Source organism: Massilia sp. YIM B02443 (assembly GCF_030411955.1).
Lineage (GTDB): Bacteria > Pseudomonadota > Gammaproteobacteria > Burkholderiales > Burkholderiaceae_D > Telluria.
The window spans coordinates 130,990-151,750 of the sequence record NZ_JASNRA010000007.1; the positions used below are offsets into that span (position 1 = coordinate 130,990).

Sequence of the window (20,761 nt, forward strand, 5' to 3'; positions counted from 1 at the left end):
CCGCATGAAAGCGATGATTTTCGCCGCCGGCCGCGGCGAGCGCATGCGTCCACTGACGGACAGCACCCCGAAACCCCTGCTCAAGGTGCGCGGCCGGCCGCTGATCGTCTGGCACGTGCTGAACCTGGTGCGCGCCGGGATCAGCGACATCGTGATCAACCACTCCTGGCTCGGCCACATGATCGAGCAGGAGCTGGGCGACGGCAGCCGCTACGGCGCGCGCATCGTGTATTCGCACGAACCGGCGCCGCTGGAAACGGCGGGCGGCGTCGCCAACGCGCTGCACCTGCTGGGCGACGAACCATTCCTTGCCCTGTCGGCGGACATCTATGCGCCCTACTTCGATTTCTCGGACGCGCTCGACGCGCTGAAGGACACCGACGCGCTGGGCCAGGCCATCCCGATGGAGAAACGCGACATCGCCTGGCTGTGGCTGACGCCCAATCCGTGGCACAACCCGGAAGGCGACTTCGCGTTCGACATGTACACGCTCAAGAACGAGGGTGCGCCGAAGTGGAACTTCGCCAATATCGGCGTGTATCGTCCCGAGATGTTCGACGGCATCCAGCCCGGCGAATTCGTCAAGCTCGGTCCCCTGATGCGCAAGTACATCGACCAGGGCCGCGTCGGCGGCGAAGTGTATCAAGGCCAGTGGGTCAACGTCGGCACCGCGGCCCAGCTGGAAGAACTGAACGCGCCGCTGCGCGCGCCCAGGCCGGCGCCATGATGGCGGGCGCTGTCGCTTCTGCTGCTCCTTCTGCTCCGTACGCCGAACGGCGCGCGCGCCTGGCGGCGCGGATGCAGCCGGGCGCGGTCGCGGTGCTGGCCACGGCGCCGGAAGTCGTGCGCAACGGCGACAGCGAGTACCCCTACCGCCACGACAGCTACTTCTATTACCTGACCGGGTTCGCGGAACCGGACAGCGTGCTGGTGATCGTCGCCGCCCATGGCGAACGGCCGGCGCGCGCGATCCTGTTCTGCCGCGAGAAGAACCTGGAACGCGAGATATGGGACGGCTTCCGCTACGGTCCCGAAGCGGCGCGCACGTCTTTCGGCGTCGATGAAGCGTACCCGATCGGCGAACTCGATGCGCGCATGACCGGCCTGCTGGCCGACGCGCCGGCGCTGTACTACGCGCTCGGCCACGGCGCCGCGCTCGACGCGCAGGTGGCCGGCTGGCTGAAGGCGGTGCGCGCGCGGGCCCGCACCGGCGTCACCGCGCCGTCGACGACCCACCACCTGCTCGGCATGATCGACGAGATGCGCCTGCTGAAGGACGGGCACGAAGCGGCGCTGATGGCGCGCGCCGGCCTGATCTCGGGCCAGGCCCACCTGCGCGCGATGCGCGCCACCCGGCCCGGCATGTTCGAGTACGAGATCGAGGCCGAGCTGCTGCACGAATTTCGCCGCAACGGCGCCCAGTTCCCGGCTTACACGCCGATCGTGGCCTCGGGACCGAACGCCTGCGTGCTGCACTACAACGCCAACAACCGGCGCGTACTCGATGGCGAGCTGGTACTGATCGACGCCGGCTGCGAATTCGACGGCTACGCCGGCGACATCACGCGCACTTATCCGGCAGGCGGCGTCTTCACGCCGGCGCAGCGCACGCTGTACGAACTGGCGCTGCGCGCGCAGGAGGCGGCGCTGGCGGCCGTCGTGCCGGGCAATCCGTACAGCGCGATCCATGACGCTGCGGTGCGGGTGCTGACCGAGGGCATGCTGGACCTGAAGCTGCTCGACCGCCAGAAGGTCGGTTCGCTCGACGACGCCATCGGCACGCGCGCCTATACCCAGTTCTACATGCACGGCACCGGGCACTGGCTCGGGATGGACGTGCACGACGTCGGCGCCTACCGCGACGCGACGCAACCCGAAAAACCGTCGCGGCCCCTGCTGGCCGGGATGGCGCTGACGGTGGAGCCGGGCATCTACGTGCGTCCGGCCGAAGGCGTGCCGGAACAGTTCTGGCACATCGGCATCCGCATCGAGGACGACGTGCTCGTCACCGAGGCAGGTTGCCGTATCCTGACCGGCAGCGCGCCGAAGGGCGTGGCGGAGATCGAAACCCTGATGCAGGAATCACGATGACCCAGGAAGCACTCCAACACTCCGAACCGCGCGACGTGGACGTCGCGATCTGCGGCGCCGGCCCGGTCGGCCTGGCGCTGGCCGCCTTCCTGGTGCGGCGCGGCGTCGCCGGCAAGCGCATCGCCCTGGTCGACGGCAAGTCGCTGGGCCAGGCGATCTCGGACCCGCGCTCGATCGCGCTGTCCTGGGGCAGCGTGGGGCTGCTGCAGGAAGTCGGCGCCTGGCCGCTGGCGGCCACGCCGATCCACGAGATCCACGTCTCGCGCCGCGGCCAGCTGGGACGCAGCCTGATGGACCGCAGCGAACACGACGTGCCGGCGCTGGGCTACGTGACGCGCTATGGCGCCGTGGTCGATGCGCTGGCGCGCGGCTGCGACGCCGCCGGGGTCGAGGTGCTGCGTCCGGCGCGCGTGCAGGCGCTCGAGGAGCGCGCCGATGGCGCCCTGCTCACGCTGGACGACGGCCGCGCCCTGCGCGCCCAGGTCGCGGTGCAGGCCGAGGGCGGCATCTTCGGCGAACAGGAAGGTCGCGCGCGCAGCCGCGACTACGAGCAGACCGCGATCATCGCGCGCGTCAGCGCCGCGCTGCCGATCCCGCACCGCGCCTTCGAGCGCTTCACCGACGAAGGCCCGCTGGCGCTGTTGCCGGAAGACGGCGCCGACGGCCATCAATATGCCTTGGTCTGGTGCGTGCGCCCCGAGCGCGCGCCTGACATCCTGGCGCTGGGCGACGCCGGCTTCCTGGCGCAGCTGGGCGACGCCTTCGGTAGCCGCCTGGGCGCCTTCACGGCGGTGTCGCCGCGGGTCTCGTTCCCGCTCGGCCTGAACGCCGAGCCGCGCGCCACGGTGCGCACGGTCGCCATCGGCAACGCCGCCCAGACACTGCACCCGGTCGCCGGCCAGGGCCTGAACCTGGGCCTGCGCGACGCCGCCGTGCTGGCGCGCCAGCTGGCCCGCAGCGTCGACTCGGCCGCCCTCGGCCGCTTCCTCGAAGAGCGCGACGGGGACCGGCGCCTGACCATCGGCCTGACCGATACCATGGCGCGCGCGTTTACCGGCACCGGCCCCTTGCAGTCGCTGCTCGGCCTGGGCCTGGCCACGCTCGACCTGGCCAGGCCGGCGCGCATGCTGCTGGCCGACCTGATGATGTTCGGCCGCCGCTGACCTGCGTCACGTAGGGTTGGCCTCGGCGGCCCCGCGCTCCGCCGCCAACCCTGCCGATCCAATCAGTCGACGGCCTTGAGCATCGACTCGATGACCTTCTTGGCGTCGCCGAACACCATCATCGTGTTGGGCTGGTAGAACAGGTCGTTGTCCAGCCCCGCGTAGCCGGACGCCATCGAGCGCTTGTTGACGATGATGCTGCGCGCTTTATACGCCTCGAGGATCGGCATGCCGGCGATCGGCGATTTCGGATCCTTGGCCGCCGGGTTGACCACGTCGTTGGCGCCCAGCACCAGCACCACGTCGGTCTGGCCGAATTCGCCGTTGATGTCTTCCATCTCGGCCACCTGGTCGTACGGCACCTCGGCCTCGGCCAGCAGCACGTTCATATGGCCCGGCATGCGTCCGGCCACCGGGTGGATCGCGTAGCGCACCGTGACGCCGTGCTCGGTCAGCTTGTCGACCAGTTCCTTGACCGTATGCTGGGCGCGCGCCACCGCCAGGCCGTAGCCGGGGACGATGATCACCGACTCGGCGTTCTGCAGGATGAAGGCGGCGTCTTCGGCCGATCCCGACTTGACCGGACGCTGCTCCTGCGCCCCGCCCGCCGGCGCGCCGGCCTCGCCGCCGAAGCCGCCCAGGATCACGTTGAAGAACGAGCGGTTCATCGCCTTGCACATGATGTACGACAGGATCGCGCCGCTCGAACCGACCAGCGAACCGGCGATGATCAGCATCGCGTTATTCAGCGAGAAGCCGATGCCGGCCGCCGCCCAGCCCGAGTACGAGTTCAGCATCGACACCACCACCGGCATGTCGGCGCCGCCGATCGGGATGATGATCAGCACGCCCAGCACGAAGGCCAGCAGCGCCATCGCCACGAACGGCGTCCAGGCCGGCGCCACGCCGTCGGCGAAGCAGAACATCAGGCCCAGCACCACGATGGCGATCGCCAGCACCAGGTTCAGGATGTGCTGCCCGCCAAAGCGCACCGGCGCGCCCTGGAACAGGCGGAATGTATATTTGCCCGACAGCTTGCCGAACGCGATCACTGAACCGGAGAACGTCACCGCGCCCACGAAGGTGCCGATGAACAGTTCGAGCCGGTTCCCGAACGGCAGCGGCGTAGTGCGGGTGGCGATATTGAAGGCCCACGGCTCGGACACCGCCGCCACCGCGATGCACACCGCGGCCAGCCCGATCAGCGAGTGCATCGCCGCCACCAGTTCCGGCATCTTGGTCATCTCGACCTTCTTCGCGGCATAGGCGCCGATCGCGCCGCCGACCACCACGCCCAGCAGCACCAGCGGGAAGCCGACGCCGCGCGCAGTTTCCATCTCGGCCTGCAACTTGAAGATCAGGGCCGCCGTGGTCAGCACCGCGATCGCCATCCCGGCCATGCCGAAGCTGTTGCCGATGCGCGCCGTCGACGGCGACGACAGGCCCTTGAGCGCCTGGATGAAGCACACCGAGGCGACCAGGTAGCACAGCGTCACCAGATTCATGCTGATCATGTTCATGCCTGCTTCTCCCCACCAGGCAGGGCCGCCGCCGGCTTGGCGGCTTTCGGCTCCTTCTTGCGGAACATCTCCAGCATGCGCTGCGTGACCAGGAAGCCGCCGAACACGTTCACCGCCGCCAGCGCCACCGCCACTGTGCCGGCCACCTGCCCGGTCCAGCCTTCGGTCAGCGCGGCGGCCAGCATGGCGCCGACGATCACGATCGCCGAGATGGCGTTGGTCACCGCCATCAGCGGCGTGTGCAGCGCGGGCGTGACCGTCCACACCACGTGGTAGCCGACGTAGATCGCCAGCACGAAGATGATCAGGTTGATGATGGTGTGGCTGATGTCCATGCTTGTCTCCTGTCGTTCTTGTCAACGAGGCTTAAGTACGCAGCTTAAGTACGCAGCTTAAGTACGCAACACTTCGCCGTCGGCGCACACCAGCGTGGCGCGCACGATCTCGTCCTCGCGGTCGATGTGGAACTGCTCGTCCTTGTCGAACACCAGCTTGAGGAAGTCGAGCACGTTGCGCGCATACAGCGCCGAGGCGTCGGCCGGCACCAGCGCCGCCAGGTTCGGTTCGCCGATGATGTGCACCCCGTGCTTGACCACGGTCTTGCCGATCTCGGTGAGCGGACAGTTGCCGCCCTGCGCGATCGCCATGTCGACGATCACCGAGCCGGGCTTCATGGCCTGCACCGTCTCTTCGCCGATCAGGATCGGCGCCTTGCGTCCCGGGATCAGGGCGGTGGTGATCACGATGTCGGCCAGCTTCGCCCGTTCATGCACCAGTGCGGCCTGGCGCCGCATCCAGTCGGCCGGCATCGGGCGCGCGTAGCCGCCGCTGCCCTGGGCGATCTTGCGCTCCTCGTCGGTGACATACGGCACGTCGATGAATTTGGCGCCGAGCGATTCCACCTGTTCCTTGACCGGCGGACGCACGTCGGAGGCCTCGATCACCGCGCCCAGGCGCTTGGCGGTGGCGATCGCCTGCAGCCCGGCCACGCCGACGCCCATGATCAGCACCCGCGCCGCCTTGACCGTGCCGGCCGCCGTCATCAGCATCGGCATGAAGCGTCCATAGGTGTTGGCCGCCAGCAGCACCGCCTTGTAGCCGGCGATGTTGGCCTGCGACGACAGCACGTCGAGCGACTGGGCGCGCGTGATGCGCGGCGCCGCTTCCAGGGCGAAGGCGGTGAGCCGGGCCTGGGCCAGCGCCTGCACACCTTCGGCGTCGAAGGGGTCGAGCATGCCGACCAGGATCGTCCCGGCGCGCATGCGTGCACGTTCTTCAATGTCGGGCGGGCGTACCTTGAGCACCATGTCGGCGCCGAAGGCGGCAGATGTGTCGACGATGGCGGCGCCGGCGGCCTGGTAGGCCCCGTCCGGGGCGGCGGCGTGCAGGCCCGCGCCGCTTTCGACCAGCACTTCGTGGCGCGCCGCCAACTTTTTGACGGTTTCGGGAGTTGCTGCAACGCGGGTCTCGCCCGGCCTTGTCTCGACCGGTATTCCTATCCTCATGGATTCCTCCACAGCTTGGACGGCATTGTCGGATAACAGCCCAGCCAATCTAGCACGTCTTTACAACACTTGTCGAAACATAAATTTCAATTGGCGAATTTGCCATTGTGCTGAGGCAGAACAGGGATTACCGTACTGATGTCATCTTTTTTGCGACAGATCAAGCTCAATTAACGACAGGCAAGCGTCACGCGACAGGCATGGCTGAGCAGACCAGGCCCGGGCCGAGGTAGAATACCGGCTCATTTTCAAGGACAGGCATGAGCGACATCTTCAAACCATCGGTTACCGTGGCCGCCATCATCGAGCACGAAGGCCGTTTCCTGCTGATCGAGGAAGAGACCAGCGAGGGCGTGAAGCTGAACCAGCCGGCCGGCCACCTGGACCCGCACGAATCGCTGGAACAGGCGGTCGTGCGCGAGGCGCTGGAAGAGACCGCGCACGAGTTCATCCCGCGCGCGCTGGTGGGCATGTACATGTCGCGCTACCATTCCAAGTCGCGCAATGCCGACGTCACTTACCTGCGCTTCACCTTCTGCGGCAGCGTGGGCCGCAAGTTCGACCAGCCGCTGGACGAAGGCATCCTGCGCACGCTGTGGATGACGCGCGACGAAATCGCCGCCACCGCCGACCGCCACCGCAGCCCGATCGTGCTCAAGTGCGTGGACGACTACCTGGCCGGCCAGAGCACGCCATTGGCGCTGCTGCACACCCACCCTTCGGTGTTCGAAGGCGGGATCTAAGTTTCAAGATACGGACGTAACATGAGCAAGAAAAAAGTCGTGATCGGGATGTCGGGCGGAGTCGACTCGTCGGTCGCGGCATGGATGCTGAAGGAACAGGGCTACGACGTGGTCGGCCTGTTCATGAAGAACTGGGAAGACGACGACGATTCGGAATACTGCTCGACGCGCCAGGACTGGATCGACGCGGCCAGCGTGGCCGACGTGGTCGGCGTCGACATCGAGGCGGTGAATTTCGCCTCCGAATACAAGGACCGCGTGTTCGCCGAGTTCCTGCGCGAATACCAGGCCGGCCGCACCCCGAACCCGGACGTGCTGTGCAACGCCGAGATCAAGTTCAAGGCCTTCCTCGACCACGCGATGAAGCTGGGCGCCGACCTGATCGCGACCGGCCACTATGCGCGCGTGCGCCAGAACACGGGTAGCGGCAAGTTCGAGCTGCTGAAAGCCTTCGATGCAACCAAGGACCAGAGTTACTTTTTGCACCGCCTGAACCAGGCGCAGCTCTCGAAGTCGCTGTTCCCGCTGGGCGAGATCCCGAAGACCGAAGTGCGCAAGATCGCCGAGAAGCTGCAGCTGCCGAACGCGGCGAAAAAGGATTCGACCGGCATCTGCTTCATCGGCGAGCGTCCGTTCCGCGACTTCCTGAACCGCTACCTGTCGTACAAGCCTGGTCCGATCCGGCTCGACGACGGCACCAAAGTCGGTGAGCACGTCGGCCTGTCGTTCTACACGCTGGGCCAGCGCAAGGGCATCGGCATCGGCGGTCTCAAATCCCGCAAGAACCCGGACGGCACGAGCGAGCCGTGGTTCGTGGCGCGCAAGGACATCGAGGCCAACACCCTGTACATCGTGCAGGGGCATGACCATCCGTGGCTGCTGTCGAACCGGCTGGAAGCAGGCCAGGCCAGCTGGATCGCGGGCGAAGCGCCGGATGCGCGCGCATTGTCGGCCAAGACCCGTTATCGCCAGGCGGACGTGGAATGCCGCGTGCAGGCCGACGGGCTGGATCGCTTTGCGCTCGATTTCACGGACCCGCAATGGGCGGTGACGCCGGGGCAGTCGGCGGTGCTGTATGACGGCGACGTGTGCCTGGGTGGCGGCATCATCGATGCCCGCTCGGGCGGCTGATTTTTAAATTTGCCAAGAACAATGCGTATTGGCGCAGCGTGCGCTAATTCGCAGCGCGCCCCGCCAGCCACTCCACCAGCGCCTCCGCCCCCAGCGGCCGCGCATACAGATACCCCTGCACCTCGTCGCACCCCGCGGCGCGCAGGAAGGTTTCGACCTCCACCGTCTCCACCCCTTCCGCCACCACCTTGTGCCCCAGGTCGTGCGACAGCTTGATCATGGTCTGCACCAGCGCGCGCCGGCGTTCGTCCTGGCCCAGGTTGCGGATGAAGCTCTGGTCGATCTTGACCACGTTGGCCGGCAGGCTTTGCAGGTAGGCCAGGCTGCTGTAGCCGGTGCCGAAATCGTCGATCGCCAGTTGCACGCCGGCGTGCGCCAGACGCTCCAGCGTGGCCTGCGCCACTTTCGCGTTGCGCATCAGCGCGCTCTCGGTCAGTTCCAGCGCCAGGCATGACGGCGCCAGGCCGTGCTGCTCGAGCAGCGCCAGCACGCGGCCGCAGAAGTCCGGCTCTTCCAGGTTCACCGCCGAGACGTTGACCGCCACCTGCAGCGTCAGGCCGGCGTCGCGCCAGGCCGCCATCTGGCGCAGCGCGGCGTCCAGTACCCATTCGGTGGTGGCGCGCGCCAGCGAGGTGGCTTCGATCAGGGGAATGAATTCGCCGGGCGAGATGTCGCCCTGCTCGGGATGGGTCCAGCGCAGCAGCGCTTCCACGCCCACGCATGCGCCGCCCGTCATCGACACCTTGGGCTGGAACACCAGGTGCAGCTGGCCGGGACTGGACAGCGCGGCGCCGAAGGCGCTCACCAGCCAGAAGCGGCGCTGCAGGATCGCGTCGTGCTCGGCCGAGAACACCCGCACCCGGCGCTCGGCCAGGGCGTCGTGCGCCGCGCTGTGCATGTTGCGCAGCAGGTCCAGGCCTTCGGTCTCGCCCACCGTGAACGGCGCGATGCCGATCGTGGTGGTGGTGAGAAAACGCGCCTGGCCATAACTGGCGTGGGCGTCGAGCCACGATTGCATCTGCAGGCGGAAGGTCTCGAGCGCGGCGCCGCGCGGCGCCATGAAGGCGAACTGGGTGGTCGCGACATGGTAGATCTTGCCGGCGCCGGCCAGGCGCAGCTGGGGCACGGCGTCGCGCACCATCTCGTCGACGTAGCCCGAGCCCATCACGCGCTGGGCGTCGCTGAGCTGCTGCGGCGTGGCCAGGCTGACCAGCGCCGCCAGGCGCAGTTCGCCGGCCGGCTCGGCCAGCTCGATGTCGGTGAAGTCGCTGATGAACTGGTTGCGGTTCGGCAGGCGGCTGATCGGATCGACCCGGCCCAGCGCATGCTGCAGCTCGATCTGCGCCATCACCATCGTCGCCATATCCCGCAATGCCTGGCTCTCGGCCGGCGTGACCTGGCGCGGCTCGGTGCCGAGCACGCACATCGCGCCAAGGGTATGGCCGTCGCTGGTGGTCAGCGGCGCGCCGGCGTAGAAGCGGATCCCGGCCGCGGCCAGGCCGCTGTCGCACAGGTGGCCGTGCGCGAGCAGGTCGGACACGATCAGCATGCCGTTGCTGTCGGCCACCATCCCGCACGGCGCCTTGAAGCGCGGGATCGAATCGTGCTCGATGCCGTACTTCGACTTGAACCACTGGCGATCGCTGTCGGTCAGCGACACCGCGGCGATCGGCAGGTCGAACAGGTGGGCCGCCATGCGCGTGATGCGGTCGAATGCTTCGCTTGGCGGCGTATCGAGCAGGTCCAGGCGGCGCAGCGCGTCGAGACGAGCCGCCTCAGTGGACAGCGGGGCAAATAGCGCAGGATCGGTCAGTGTGTTCATGACAGCTTGGGCAAGCACGCACATGCGCGCAAAGTGACGAAATTGACGGAATAGAACTCATTGTTGCCAAGAAAAAACTTTAAGTCAACAATAATCTCCAATTCTATCGTCAAATTCGTCATTTTTACTTGATTCGTGTAAAATTGGATGACTCAAGCAACACGATAGCTTCATGAAAGCAAGTCCAGACAACGACGATCCGATCCTGACCACGCGCGAGGCGGCCCACCTGCTGGGGGTCGCGGTGAGCACGGCGCAGCTGTGGATGGAAAGCGGCGCGCTGCCGGCATGGAAGACGCCGGGCGGCCACCGCCGCGTGCACCTGAGCGCGGTCAACCGGCTGCTGGCGCAGCAGGCCGGCATCGTGCGCGCCGCCGCTGCCGCGCCGCCGCAAGGCGAATTCCTGCCTGACTCTTCCCCCGCCTATCCGGTCGCACCGGACGAGGCGCGCCGGCTGGCAGCACTGGGCAAGACCGGCCTGCTCGACACCCCGGCGGAAGAAGTCTTCGACCGCATCACCTGGCTCGCGACCCACGCCACCGAATGCCCGATGGCGCTGCTCACGCTGCTGTCGGCGCGGCGCCAGTGGTTCAAGTCGCGCATCGGCCTCGAAACGCGCGAAACCCCGCGCGCGCAGGCCTTCTGCAGCCACACGATCATGCAGGACGAGCTGTTCGTGGTCGAGGACGCGCGCGAGGATGCGCGCTTTGCCGACAACCCGCTGGTGCTGGGCGCGCCGCACATCCGCTTCTATGCAGGCTTCCCGCTGCGCGACGCCGACGGGCTGGCGCTGGGCGCGCTGTGCGTGCTCGACACCGAGCCGCGCCGCCTGCGCGAACGCGAACGGCGCGCGCTGGGCGAACTGGCCGCCATCGTGGCCGACGAGATCCGGCGCCGCGCCTGAAGCGGCAAGGATGGTATGGCGTCGTGCCAGCATGGCGCGATGCCGCCGCCGGCGGCGCCTGCCAGGGGGGCACATGCCGTCACCGCTTCGCGTTCGCACCTGCTTCCTCGTTGTCCTCCCATCCATGGCGCTGCCCGCCGCCGCGCTCGACATGAAGGCCTGCGCCGAACGCCCGGTACAGTGGGGCTGCATCGGGCACGTCGAGATGCGTTCGGCGAAGGCACGCGTCGAGATGACGGGCTGCGAGAAGCGCGAGGTGCTGATGGAGGTCGAGCAGGAAGGCGTGCGGCGGCGCATGCTGGTCACTAACAAGGGCGCGTTCGTCGCCCCCGGTGACGACATCGGGGCCAACAGGGGTGCATACGCTTTCTGGGGTTACGCGCTGGCGCCGGTCCTGATGGTGCTACCCATGCTTTTCCCTGACGGTCCGGACTCGGTCCCGGTTGAACCGCTGACACGCACCATCCAGGTCGAATCGAACACCACCGCCACAGTCACCGCGTCGCGCGGCGCCGATGGCGCGATACGCTTCCGCATGGCGGGCGACCGATTCGGCCGGTTCGAGGGCAGCTATCGTTCCGGCCTGCGGCCGGCGCTGCCGGGCGACTTCGACATGCGCGGCTGGTACCACGCTCCCGGGCCGAGCCGCATTGGCGAGCCGCCGCCGGCGCCAGAGCCGGCGCCGGGCGAGCGGCTGGAGCAGCTGCGTTAGGACGGTCCGGACAACGGTGACGGGCGTGCCGCCTGCGCAAACGCGAACAGCGTGCCAGGCGAACTGGCGGCCATTGCGGCCATTGCGGCCGACGATATCCCACGCCGCGCCGGAAGCGGCAAGGACGCCTGCGCATCGTGCTAGCATGGAACAAAGCCGTCGTCGACGGCGCCTGCCGGAGGTCACCATGCCGTTGCCACTGAGCGTCCCGGTTCCCGTTCGTGTTGTCCGATCCCTGCCACTCCTGCTTGCCATGGCGCTGAATGCCACCGCCGGCGCCACGGTCCTGACCGGCGACTGTTCCGCGCGCGAGATGCAGTGGCTCTGCGCCGGCCATATCGAGGTACATTCCCCGCATCGGACGCTCAGGGTCTTCAGTTACCAGAACCGGGAAACGCTGGTGGAAAGCGAACAGCGCGGCGACCACTGGCGCCTGATCATGACCCGCAAAGGAAGCTTCGTCGACCGCCCGGTCGACGCCGACAGCGCTAGCCGTTACTCGCCCGCCGTGTGGGGCAAGGTGCAAACGCCGATCTTTCTGACCCTCCCGATCGCCTTCCCGGACGGACCGGAATCGGTGCCGGCCGAACCGGTGACGCAGACTGTCCGGATCGATAACAACAACACGGGGACAGTGAGCACGTCACGCGGCGCCGATGGCGTGATCCGGTTCCAAATCAGGATCGTAGGCGAGGACATGGCGCCGGTCGAAGGCAGCTACCGCGACGGATTGCTGCCGCCGCTGCCCGGCGACTTCGACTTGCGCGGATGGCACCGCGTACCCAATGCCTGGTTCGAAAAGACATCGCCGACGCCGGCGCCGGCGCCTGAACGGCTGGAGCAGCTGCGTTAATCCGGCTTGGCCGCCTGCTGCTGTTTCTTCACGAACGCGATCACGGTATTGCGGATCGTCTTGAGCACGGTGTCGGCCTTGAACGGCTTGACGATGAAGCCGTGCACGCCGCGCGCCACGGCTGCCTGCACCGCCTGGGCGTCGAGCGTGCCGGAGACCATGAAGATCAGGGTCTTGGGCAGTTCGGCGCGCAGCTGCTCGACCACGTTGTTGCCGTCCTCGACCTGCTCACGCGCGATGCACAGCACGTGCGGGTGGTGCTTGAGCGCGAGCGCATAGGCCCCTGAGCTGGTATGGGTTGCGCCCACCACGTCATAGCTGCCGTCGGTCAGCACGGTGCCCAGCATCGAGCGCGAGACTGCGTTTCCATCCACGATTACTGCCTTGAGCATCGCTTGTCCATCCCTTCGTTTGCCGTCTGCGCGACGTTCCTTGTAGTGTGCATTTTCAGTGTGACTCGTAGGCCAGCATGTTCCAGCTCACGCCCAGGCGCACGTCCAGCTTGAGCGACACCAGGCAGCGCGAGACCTCGAGTATCTCACGCTCGGCGCGCAGCCTCTCGCCGAGCGGGGTCTTGAGGATGCCGGCGCCCGCCACCACCGCGTCCAGGTCGCCGTAGGCATTGAGCAGGCGCGCCGCCGTCTTCATGCCGATCTTCGACACCCCCGGAACGCCATCGGTCGGGTCGCCCATCAGCGCCAGCAGGTCGTGCAGCCGTTCCGGCGCCACGCCGAAGCGCTTGCGCACCCAGGCGTCGTCGTGCCACTCGTTCTTGAAGTGGTCCCACACCAGCGCGCCGTGCGCGATCAGCGGATGCAGGTCCTTGTCGGTGGTGGCGACGACCGCGTCGCCGCGGCCCTCGGACAGCCAGCGCATCACGCCGGTGGCGATCACGTCGTCGGCCTCGACGCCCGGGATGCACAGCACGTGCAGGCCGGCGCCGCGCAGGCGCTCGTGGAATTCGGGCAGCGCCGCGCGCAGTTCCGCCGGCATCGCCGCCCGGCCCTCGCGGTAGCGCGGATACAGCGCGTGGCGCCAGGTCTCGCCGCCATGGTCGAAGGCGGCCAGCACGTGGGTCGGCGCGTGCGTCTCGAGCACGTTGCGAAACGACGAGAACGCGTGGCGCAGCGCGATGCTGGCCTTCAGGTCCGAATCCGGTTCGGGACTGGCCTCGTACACCCGGCGCACGATGTTCAGGCCGTCGATAGCGAGCAGCTTGGCCATGCCTCAGCGTACTCCTGGCTCAGGCCTTGCCGATCTCATACTTGCCGCCGCGTTCCAGCGCGCGCTGGTACGCAGGACGCGCATGGATGCGCTTCAGGAAGTCCGACAGGTTCGGATACTTCGCATCCAGCCCGCCGCGCGCGGCCGCGGCTTCCAGCGGGAAGCTGAGCGCGATGTCGGCGGCGGTGAATTCCTCGCCGGTGAACCAGGGGCGCTGCGCCAGTTCGCCTTCCAGGTAGTTCAGGTGCAGCGCGATCTGCGGCAGCACGAAGCTGCCCTTGACCTTCTGCGCGATGCCGCGCGCGATCGGCTTGACGAAGAACGGCAGCGGGCTGTGCTCGATCTTGTCGAACACCAGTTTCAGCAGCAGCGGCGGCATCGCCGAGCCTTCCGCGTAATGCAGGAAGTGGGTGTAGCGCAGGCGCGCCGGCGTGCCGACGGCCGGAGCGAAACGTCCGCCGCCGTGGCGCTCGACCAGGTAGTCGATGATGGCGCCCGACTCGGCCACCACGGTGTCGCCGTCGCCAATCACCGGCGACTTGCCGAGCGGGTGCACGGCTTTCAGTTCGGGCGGGGCCAGCATGGTCTTCGGATCGCGCTGGTAATGCTTGATCTCGTACTCCAGTCCCAGCTCTTCGAGCAGCCACAGGATGCGCTGCGAGCGCGAATTGTTCAGGTGATGGACGACGATCATGGCGGCGGAGTGAATGACAATGAGTGACGATGGGCGCTAGCTTAGCATTGTTGCGCCTTTGCCAAAAGAGACCGGCGGGGACCGACCTCCTGCCCGCTTCCCCGGCTGGGTGCGCCAGCGCACTGCCGCGACCACACCCGCGGCGTATCGTGCCCCCATGATCGGCGCAACCTACATCGGCATCTCCGGCTGGCGCTACGCGCCGTGGCGCGGCAAGTTCTATCCGCCCGGCCTGGCCCAGGCGCGCGAACTCGATTACGCCGCGCGCCAGCTGCCCAGCATCGAGATCAACGGCTCGTTCTATGCGCTGCAGCGCCCCACCAGCTACGCGGCCTGGTACGCGGCCACCCCGCCCGGCTTCGTGTTCGCCGTCAAGGGCAACCGCTTCCTGACCCACATGCTGCGCCTGCGCGACGTCGAAAAACCCTTGGCCAACGTGCTGGCCTCGGGCGTGTTCGAACTGCGCGAAAAGCTCGGTCCCTTCCTGTGGCAGTTCCCGCCCAACTTCGCCTTCGAGCCGGAACGCTTCGAAGCCTTCCTTCGCCTGCTGCCGCACGATACCGACGCCGCGCTGGCGCTGGCGCGCGGCTTCGAGGAACGCATGCAAGGCCGGGTGTCGCTCGACGCGGGACCCAAGCGCCCGCTGCGGCACGCGGTCGAGATCCGCCACGAGAGCTTTCGCGACGCGGCCTTCATTGCGCTGCTGAGGAAGTACAAGGTGGCGCTGGTGGTGGCCGATACGGCCGGGCGCTGGCCGCAGGTGGAAGACGTGACCGCGGACTTCGTCTACGTGCGCCTGCACGGCGACAAGGAGCTGTATGCGAGCGGCTACGAGGATGAAGCGATCGCGCGCTGGGCCGACAGGATCGACGCCTGGCGCCGCGGCGGGCAGCCGCGGGATGCGCGGCTGGCGTCAAGCAAGGCGCCGCCCAGGCGCAAGGCGCGCGACGTCTACTGCTACTTCGACAACGACATCAAGGTGCACGCCCCGTACGATGCGCAGCGCCTGATCGCGGCGCTGGCGGAAAAGCTTAGTGACGCTGGTGCAGCTTGATCACGCGGTGCTTGGTGGGCGAGCTCGGGGTGCCGGTCGAGGCGCAGCCGGTACCGCAACTGCCGCCGCCGCAGGCGCCCCCGCCCTGCTTGCCCAGCCAGTCGGCCAGCCTGGAACGGCGGCCGTCGCGGCTTAAACGTTGCACCAGGCGTGCGCGCAAAGCGGCCGGCATGTACTTCGCGCCCAGGTACAGCGCGGCGAGCGAGACGATGACGACGACGCTAAGCTCTTGCATGATTTACGCTCCGGTGATGGCCAGGGTGACGCGGTAGACGATGAAGGCGGCGGCGTAGGCCAGCGCGAACATGTAGCCGGCCATGATCCAGGCGTACTTGCGGCTGCCGGTCTCGCGCGCCACCGTGGCCAGGGTCGGCAGGCAGTGCGGCGCGTACACGTACCACGCCAGCAGCGCCAGGCCGGTGGCCAGCGACCACGATTGCGCGATCAGCGGCGCCAGCATGTCGCCGACATTGTCGCCGCCCGACAGCGCGTACACGGTGCCGAGCGCGCCCACCGCCACTTCGCGCGCGGCCATGCCCGGCACCAGCGCGATCGCGATCTGCCAGTTGAAGCCGACCGGCGCCAGGATCACTTCCAGCGCGCGCCCGATCATGCCGGCCACGCTGTAGTAGATCGGCGGCTCGGTGGCGCCCGCGGGCGCGCCCGGGAAGCTCGACAGCAGCCAGAGCAGGATGATCATGGACAGGATCAGGGTGCCGACGCGCATCAGGAAGATCTTGGCGCGCTCCAGCAGGCCCGAGGCCAGCGCGCGCGGCTGCGGCCAGTGGTAAGCCGGCAGCTCCATCATCAGCGCGTGCTGCTTGTATTCGCTGCGCCGCTTCATGAACCAGGCCACCGCCATCGCCGACAGGATGCCGGCCATGTACAGCACGAACAGCACCAGGCCCTGCAGGTTGAAGACGCCGACCGCGCGCTCCGGGATGAAGGCCGCGATCAAGAGCGCATACACCGGCAGGCGCGCCGAACACGTCATCAGGGGCGCGATCATGATCGTCACCAGGCGGTCGCGCGGGTTCTGGATGGTGCGCGCCGCCATCACGCCGGGAATCGCGCAGGCGAACGACGACAGCAATGGCAGGAAGGCGCGGCCCGACAGGCCGACACTGCCCATGATGCGATCTAACAGGAAGGCGGCGCGCGGCAGGTAGCCGACGTCTTCCAGCAACAGGATGAAGAAGAACAGGATCAGGATCTGCGGCAGGAACACCAGCACGCCGCCGACACCGGCGATGATGCCGTCCACCAGCAGGCTGCGCAGCAGGCCGTCTCCCATCCAGGAGCCGACCAGTTCGCCCAGCGCGCCGACACCGGTCTCGATCAGTTCGATCGGCGTGTCGCCCCAGCTGAACACGGCCTGGAAGATCAGGAACATCAGCGCGGCCAGGATCAGCGGCCCCACGACCGGGTGCAGCACCACGTTGTCGATCTTTTCGCTCAGGTTGCCGGTGTCCCTGGCGGTGGAGACGGCGGCATCGAGGATGCGGCGCACTTCGCGCTGCGTTTCCTCGACCGGCACTTCGTCGATCGCAGTCAGCGGCTTCGGCTTGACCGGGGTGTCGAACGCCATACGGTCGAGCTGCGCCAGCAGCGCCTGCTCGCCGCCGGGCTGGATCGCGACCGTCTCGACCACCGGCATGCCCAGTTCCTGCGACAGCTTGGCGGTGTCGATCTCGATGCCGCGTTTCTTGGCGACGTCGACCATGTTCAGGGCCAGCACCATCGGCAGCCCAAGGCGGCGCAGCTCGAGCACCAGGCGCAGGTTCAGGCGCAGATTGGTCGCGTTGACCACGCACAGGATCGCGTCGAGCGGGGCTTCGCCCTTGCGCAGGCCGGCCACCACGTCGCGCGTGATGCCTTCGTCCGGGGTCTGGGCATTCAGGCTGTACGCGCCCGGCAGGTCGAGCACACGGAACGGCCGGCCGCCTGGCGACGTGAAGCTGCCTTCCTTGCGTTCGATGGTGACGCCGGCATAGTTGGCAACCTTCTGGCGCGAACCGGTGAGGCGGTTGAAGAGCGCGGTCTTGCCGCAGTTCGGATTGCCGAGCAGCGCGATCACGGGCGTGCGCGCCGCCGCCTGCGACGGCGCCTGTTGTTCCATGACACCCATCGTTTATTCCGGCTTGATCGAGATCATGGCCGCTTCGAAGCGGCGCAGGGCGAAAGTCGACTCGCCCACCTTCACCGCCAGCGGGCCCTTCAGCACGCGCTTCAGTACGCGGATGCGCTCGCCCGGCACGAAGCCCAGCTCCATCAGGCGGCGCTGGACGTCGATGCCGCCCTGCGCATGCGGCGCCAGGTGAATCACGGTGGCACTCTGGCCCGCTTTCAGCGAGTCGAGGGTGGTCAGGGAGGGGGCTTGGGTCATGGCGGCTTCCGGAAAGTGGGACTGTAGCGCTGATGAGACAGATTCCGACATGATAGCCCTAAATGCGAATTATTTCTATTTGCAGCTTGTCATGCCGACTTCGCAATGACCCGAAAAAGTGCACATAGTTGATGAAATCCGCTTGCTTTTGCTGCCGGGTTTACAGAAAATAGCAACGCAAATGAGAATGATTCGCATTTTTATAGTGTAATTAGCAAGGTATAGTGTTTTAGCAAAGGCTTGTTAGAAATGATCGTCTGCGTCTGCAACAACATCTCCGACCGTGAAATCCGTCAGGCTGTCGACCTCGGCATTTCGTCGATTGCCGAACTGCGCAAGGAACTCGGCGTCGGCACCATGTGCGGCACCTGCGTCAGCTACGCCCGCGAAGTGCTGCACGACCACATCGACAGCAAGACCACTATTACCGAACTGCGCCGTACCACGGTCGTAGCCTGATTCACGGCCCGATCCGCGGCCTGATCCCTTTATCGGCGCCACGCTTGCGGCGCCGATTTGCCGTAACCAGCATCGTTTCGCCGAGTAGTGAGAAGCGTTATCACGATGAACTGAGAAGCGTTTTCATTCATCGCTGTTTTTGTCGTTTTACGGCATTTTTCTGCCATTTTCCCCCGCTTTTTCTCCGCTTTTCACCGGCGATCGCCCGGCATGTTTGCTATCATTGAGCCCATTCAAACACCATCCTAGGGCACTCCAATGAAGGGCGATCCAAACGTCATCCGGCTGCTGAACGCGCAGCTCACCAACGAACTCACCGCGATCAACCAGTACTTCCTGCACGCGCGCATGTACCGCCACTGGGGCCTGGAAAAGCTGGGCAAGAAGGAATACGAAGAATCGATCGGCGAGATGAAGCACGCCGACAAGCTGATCGACCGCATCCTGATGCTCGACGCGCTGCCGAACCTGCAGGCGCTGCACAAGCTGATGATCGGCGAATCGACCCAGGAAATGCTGGAATGCGACCTGAAGCTGGAACGTGCGGCGCAGGTGACGGTCAAGGAAGGCATCGCGGCCTGCGAAGCGGCGGCCGACTACGTGTCGCGCGACCTGTTCCTGATGATCCTGGAAGATACCGAAGAGCACATCGAGTGGCTCGAGACCCAGCTCGACCTGATCGTCAAGGTCGGCATCCAGAACTACCTGCAGAGCCAGATCTCGGCTTGATGCCATGCATGGCCGGCGCCTTGCGCTGCCGGCCACGCTGTCAGTCATACCGCGGGGTTCGCTCGAACCCCGGACCGATTCAGCGCCAGCGCGCCATCCACCGGTCGTAGAACCCCAACTCCCCCGGCACCGCCCCCGGTATCGCGCAGATCGCCCCCGCGAACTCGTTGGCGCGCGCCAGCGCCACCTCGAGCGGCCAGCCGCGCACCTTCCCCAGCAGAAAAATCGCCGCGAACGCATCGCCCGCCCCCACCGTGTCGATCACGAACGGCGGCGCCGGCGTGTCGCGCGTGCTCACCACCTGGCCGTCGGCGCCGAAGTAGACCGAACCGCGGTGTCCCAGCGTGACGATCAGCGCATCGAGCGAGAACATGCGCAACAGCGCCTGGCACGAGGCGTGCACCTGGTCGGCCGCCAGCGGCGGATCCTCGGGCTTCATCTGGAAGTACCATCCGAATAGCACCTGCAGCTCTTCCTCGTTGACCTTGGCGATATTCGCCGCCTGCAGCGAGCGCGTGACACTGCGCTCGTCGACCTGGCCGTCGCGCAGGTTCAGGTCCAGGAAGCGCACGGCGTGGACCGTTTCCAGCAGGCCGGTCAGGGCGTCGCGCGAACGCTCGTGGCGCTGGGCCAGGGTGCCGAAGTACAGCAGCCCCGGTTCGCGCTGCGCCGCCAGCGCCGCCATCGCCTGCGCGCGGTCGATGAAGTCGTAGGCCTGGTTGGGCAGGATCGTGAAGCGGTGGCCCTTGGGCGTGCGCTCGACCAGCACGCGGCCGGTTTCCTCGAGCGGATCGACCTGCAGCCCGGCTTCGCTCATGGCGAAGCGCTCGAACTCGGCGCGCACCAGGCTGCCGGCGCGGTCGGCGCCGACGCGGGTGATCATGAGTTGCGGCGCCATGAAGGCGGCCAGGTGGCGCGCCACGTTGAAGGGCGCGCCGCCGACGATCTGTTCGCCATGGAAGTCGTCGACCAGCGCCTCGCCGAAGACGACGACGCCCGGCTGCGCAGAGGTGCCCGTGGCGCCGGCCCGGTTCATGCCTGATAGGGGACGGTGTCCTTGAACGACTGGCGTTCGGACAGCTTGTCGAACAGGCGCGCCAGGTTCGGGTAATCGGTGCGCCAGTCGATGTGCGGGAAGCGGAACGCGATCCAGCCCAGCGCGCAGCCGACGGCGACGTCGGCCAGCGTGTAGTGGATGCCGGTGCAGAAGGCGTTGTCGCCCAGCTGCTCGGACATGGTGCGCAGGCCGGCGTGGACCTTGCTCCATTGGCGCTCGATCCACTCCTGGCTCTGCTGCTCGGGCGCGCGCAGGGTCTGCTCCAGGCGCACCAGCACCGCGGCGTCGAGCACGCCGTCGGCCAGCGCTTCCCACATCTTGACCTCGGCGCGGTCGCGGCCGTTGCCGTTGGGCGGCAGCAGCTTGCAGACCGGGGTCAGGGTGTCGAGGTATTCGGCGATCACGCGCGAATCGTAGAGCGTGCTGCCGTCTTCCATCACCAGGCAAGGCACCTTGCCCAGCGGATTGGTCTGCCCGATGGTGGTGTCGGCGGCCCACACGTTTTCCAGGACAAAAGCGTAGTCGAGCTTTTTATCCGCCATCACGACGCGGACCTTGCGGACGTAGGGGCTGGCGGAAGAACCGATGAGTTTCATGGAAGGTCGGAGTAATGAATCGACGCCTAGTATAACATCGGCCCCGGCGGCACTTATGGCCCCCGCGTTGACGCCGACCGGGTGCGCGGACCGTGCGCCGGCGTGTCACGCCAGGATT

General features: G+C 67.0%; 23 protein-coding genes. 11 read left to right on the top strand and 12 right to left on the bottom strand.

Translation table 11 applies throughout. The annotated features are described in order from the left end of the window. Positions 1-4: 4 nt before the first annotated feature. Genes murU through QPK27_RS09775 form a run of 3 tightly spaced genes read left to right on the top strand, consistent with a single transcriptional unit; the run spans position 5 to position 3,254 of the window. A complete protein-coding gene (murU, locus tag QPK27_RS09765; RefSeq protein WP_290418028.1) occupies positions 5-727 on the top strand; it encodes an N-acetylmuramate alpha-1-phosphate uridylyltransferase MurU in 723 nt (240 codons plus the stop codon). Next, positions 724-2,091, top strand: coding sequence for an aminopeptidase P N-terminal domain-containing protein (locus QPK27_RS09770; RefSeq protein WP_290418029.1), 1,368 nt, complete (start codon positions 724-726; stop codon positions 2,089-2,091). Before murU ends, QPK27_RS09770 begins: the two co-directional genes overlap by 4 nt. Continuing rightward, positions 2,088-3,254 (top strand): FAD-dependent monooxygenase, encoded by a 1,167-nt coding sequence (locus tag QPK27_RS09775; RefSeq protein ID WP_290418030.1) that lies wholly within the window; start codon positions 2,088-2,090, stop codon positions 3,252-3,254. The genes QPK27_RS09770 and QPK27_RS09775 overlap by 4 nt, the downstream gene beginning before the upstream one ends. Positions 3,255-3,316: 62 nt before the next feature. Here QPK27_RS09775 and QPK27_RS09780 read toward each other — a convergent pair whose 3' ends face one another. Genes QPK27_RS09780 through QPK27_RS09790 form a run of 3 tightly spaced genes read right to left on the bottom strand, consistent with a single transcriptional unit; the run spans position 3,317 to position 6,279 of the window. Further along, on the bottom strand, positions 3,317-4,774 hold the full coding sequence (locus tag QPK27_RS09780) for an NAD(P)(+) transhydrogenase (Re/Si-specific) subunit beta (RefSeq protein WP_290418031.1): 1,458 nt from the start codon (positions 4,772-4,774) through the stop codon (positions 3,317-3,319). Beyond that, positions 4,771-5,109 carry an NAD(P) transhydrogenase subunit alpha gene (locus tag QPK27_RS09785; RefSeq protein WP_290418032.1) on the bottom strand — a complete coding sequence of 113 codons (339 nt, stop codon included), beginning with the start codon at positions 5,107-5,109 and terminating at the stop codon, positions 4,771-4,773. The genes QPK27_RS09780 and QPK27_RS09785 overlap by 4 nt, the downstream gene beginning before the upstream one ends. Positions 5,110-5,166: 57 nt before the next feature. Further along, entirely contained in the window at positions 5,167-6,279 is a 1,113-nt protein-coding gene (locus tag QPK27_RS09790; protein WP_290418033.1) for a Re/Si-specific NAD(P)(+) transhydrogenase subunit alpha, read from the bottom strand. A gap of 260 nt (positions 6,280-6,539) precedes the next feature. Between QPK27_RS09790 and QPK27_RS09795 the strand changes: the two genes are divergently transcribed. Together QPK27_RS09795 and mnmA are read left to right on the top strand one after the other, a co-directional pair. After that, positions 6,540-7,022 carry an NUDIX hydrolase gene (locus QPK27_RS09795; protein WP_290418034.1) on the top strand — a complete coding sequence of 161 codons (483 nt, stop codon included), beginning with the start codon at positions 6,540-6,542 and terminating at the stop codon, positions 7,020-7,022. Positions 7,023-7,043: 21 nt separating this feature from the next. Further along, positions 7,044-8,153, top strand: coding sequence for a tRNA 2-thiouridine(34) synthase MnmA (mnmA, locus tag QPK27_RS09800; RefSeq protein ID WP_290418035.1), 1,110 nt, complete (start codon positions 7,044-7,046; stop codon positions 8,151-8,153). A 43-nt stretch (positions 8,154-8,196) separates the two neighbouring features. On the opposite strand, the gene QPK27_RS09805 is transcribed toward mnmA, so the two are convergent. After that, a complete protein-coding gene (locus QPK27_RS09805; RefSeq protein WP_290418036.1) occupies positions 8,197-9,975 on the bottom strand; it encodes an EAL domain-containing protein in 1,779 nt (592 codons plus the stop codon). Positions 9,976-10,147: 172 nt separating this feature from the next. On the opposite strand from QPK27_RS09805, the gene QPK27_RS09810 reads away from it, so the two are divergent. The 3 genes from QPK27_RS09810 to QPK27_RS09820 all read left to right on the top strand — a co-directional run bounded on the left by QPK27_RS09810 (position 10,148) and on the right by QPK27_RS09820 (position 12,444). Continuing rightward, a complete protein-coding gene (locus QPK27_RS09810; protein WP_290418037.1) occupies positions 10,148-10,879 on the top strand; it encodes a GAF domain-containing protein in 732 nt (243 codons plus the stop codon). Between the two features lie 124 nt (positions 10,880-11,003). Beyond that, positions 11,004-11,591, top strand: a complete 588-nt coding sequence (locus tag QPK27_RS09815) for a hypothetical protein (RefSeq protein ID WP_290418038.1) — start codon at positions 11,004-11,006, stop codon at positions 11,589-11,591. 187 nt (positions 11,592-11,778) lie between these two features. Continuing rightward, on the top strand, positions 11,779-12,444 hold the full coding sequence (locus tag QPK27_RS09820) for a hypothetical protein (RefSeq protein ID WP_290418039.1): 666 nt from the start codon (positions 11,779-11,781) through the stop codon (positions 12,442-12,444). Here the strand turns inward: QPK27_RS09820 and QPK27_RS09825 are convergent. From QPK27_RS09825 to QPK27_RS09835, 3 genes are read right to left on the bottom strand one after another with little or no spacing between them, the layout of a single operon-like run. Beyond that, positions 12,441-12,836: a response regulator gene (locus tag QPK27_RS09825; protein WP_290418040.1), complete on the bottom strand. Its 396-nt coding sequence runs from the start codon at positions 12,834-12,836 to the stop codon at positions 12,441-12,443. The genes QPK27_RS09820 and QPK27_RS09825 overlap by 4 nt on opposite strands. 55 nt (positions 12,837-12,891) lie before the next feature. Then, complete coding sequence (locus QPK27_RS09830) at positions 12,892-13,668, bottom strand: 5'-3' exonuclease H3TH domain-containing protein (protein WP_290418041.1); 777 nt, start codon at positions 13,666-13,668, stop codon at positions 12,892-12,894. 19 nt (positions 13,669-13,687) lie between these two features. Next, positions 13,688-14,362 carry a glutathione S-transferase gene (locus tag QPK27_RS09835; protein ID WP_290418042.1) on the bottom strand — a complete coding sequence of 225 codons (675 nt, stop codon included), beginning with the start codon at positions 14,360-14,362 and terminating at the stop codon, positions 13,688-13,690. A gap of 160 nt (positions 14,363-14,522) precedes the next feature. Between QPK27_RS09835 and QPK27_RS09840 the strand changes: the two genes are divergently transcribed. Then, positions 14,523-15,416 (top strand): DUF72 domain-containing protein, encoded by an 894-nt coding sequence (locus tag QPK27_RS09840; protein WP_290418119.1) that lies wholly within the window; start codon positions 14,523-14,525, stop codon positions 15,414-15,416. Here QPK27_RS09840 and QPK27_RS09845 read toward each other — a convergent pair. From QPK27_RS09845 to QPK27_RS09855, 3 genes are read right to left on the bottom strand one after another with little or no spacing between them, the layout of a single operon-like run. Continuing rightward, positions 15,394-15,651: a DUF6587 family protein gene (locus QPK27_RS09845; RefSeq protein ID WP_290418043.1), complete on the bottom strand. Its 258-nt coding sequence runs from the start codon at positions 15,649-15,651 to the stop codon at positions 15,394-15,396. The genes QPK27_RS09840 and QPK27_RS09845 overlap by 23 nt on opposite strands. A gap of 3 nt (positions 15,652-15,654) precedes the next feature. Further along, positions 15,655-17,544, bottom strand: coding sequence for a ferrous iron transporter B (locus QPK27_RS09850; RefSeq protein ID WP_290418044.1), 1,890 nt, complete (start codon positions 17,542-17,544; stop codon positions 15,655-15,657). 3 nt (positions 17,545-17,547) lie between these two features. Further along, positions 17,548-17,802 carry a FeoA family protein gene (locus tag QPK27_RS09855; RefSeq protein ID WP_290418045.1) on the bottom strand — a complete coding sequence of 85 codons (255 nt, stop codon included), beginning with the start codon at positions 17,800-17,802 and terminating at the stop codon, positions 17,548-17,550. A 249-nt stretch (positions 17,803-18,051) separates the two neighbouring features. Between QPK27_RS09855 and QPK27_RS09860 the strand changes: the two genes are divergently transcribed. Beyond that, positions 18,052-18,261 (top strand): (2Fe-2S)-binding protein, encoded by a 210-nt coding sequence (locus tag QPK27_RS09860; protein ID WP_290418046.1) that lies wholly within the window; start codon positions 18,052-18,054, stop codon positions 18,259-18,261. Between the two features lie 258 nt (positions 18,262-18,519). Further along, positions 18,520-18,990 (top strand): bacterioferritin, encoded by a 471-nt coding sequence (gene bfr, locus QPK27_RS09865; RefSeq protein ID WP_290418047.1) that lies wholly within the window; start codon positions 18,520-18,522, stop codon positions 18,988-18,990. Between the two features lie 79 nt (positions 18,991-19,069). Here bfr and QPK27_RS09870 read toward each other — a convergent pair whose 3' ends face one another. Then, complete coding sequence (locus QPK27_RS09870; RefSeq protein ID WP_290418048.1) at positions 19,070-20,026, bottom strand: PfkB family carbohydrate kinase; 957 nt, start codon at positions 20,024-20,026, stop codon at positions 19,070-19,072. Beyond that, the gene (locus tag QPK27_RS09875; RefSeq protein ID WP_290418049.1) at positions 20,023-20,643 is read right to left on the bottom strand and encodes a glutathione S-transferase C-terminal domain-containing protein; all 621 of its coding nucleotides are present in this window, start codon (positions 20,641-20,643) and stop codon (positions 20,023-20,025) included. Before QPK27_RS09875 ends, QPK27_RS09870 begins: the two co-directional genes overlap by 4 nt. Positions 20,644-20,761: the final 118 nt, after the last annotated feature.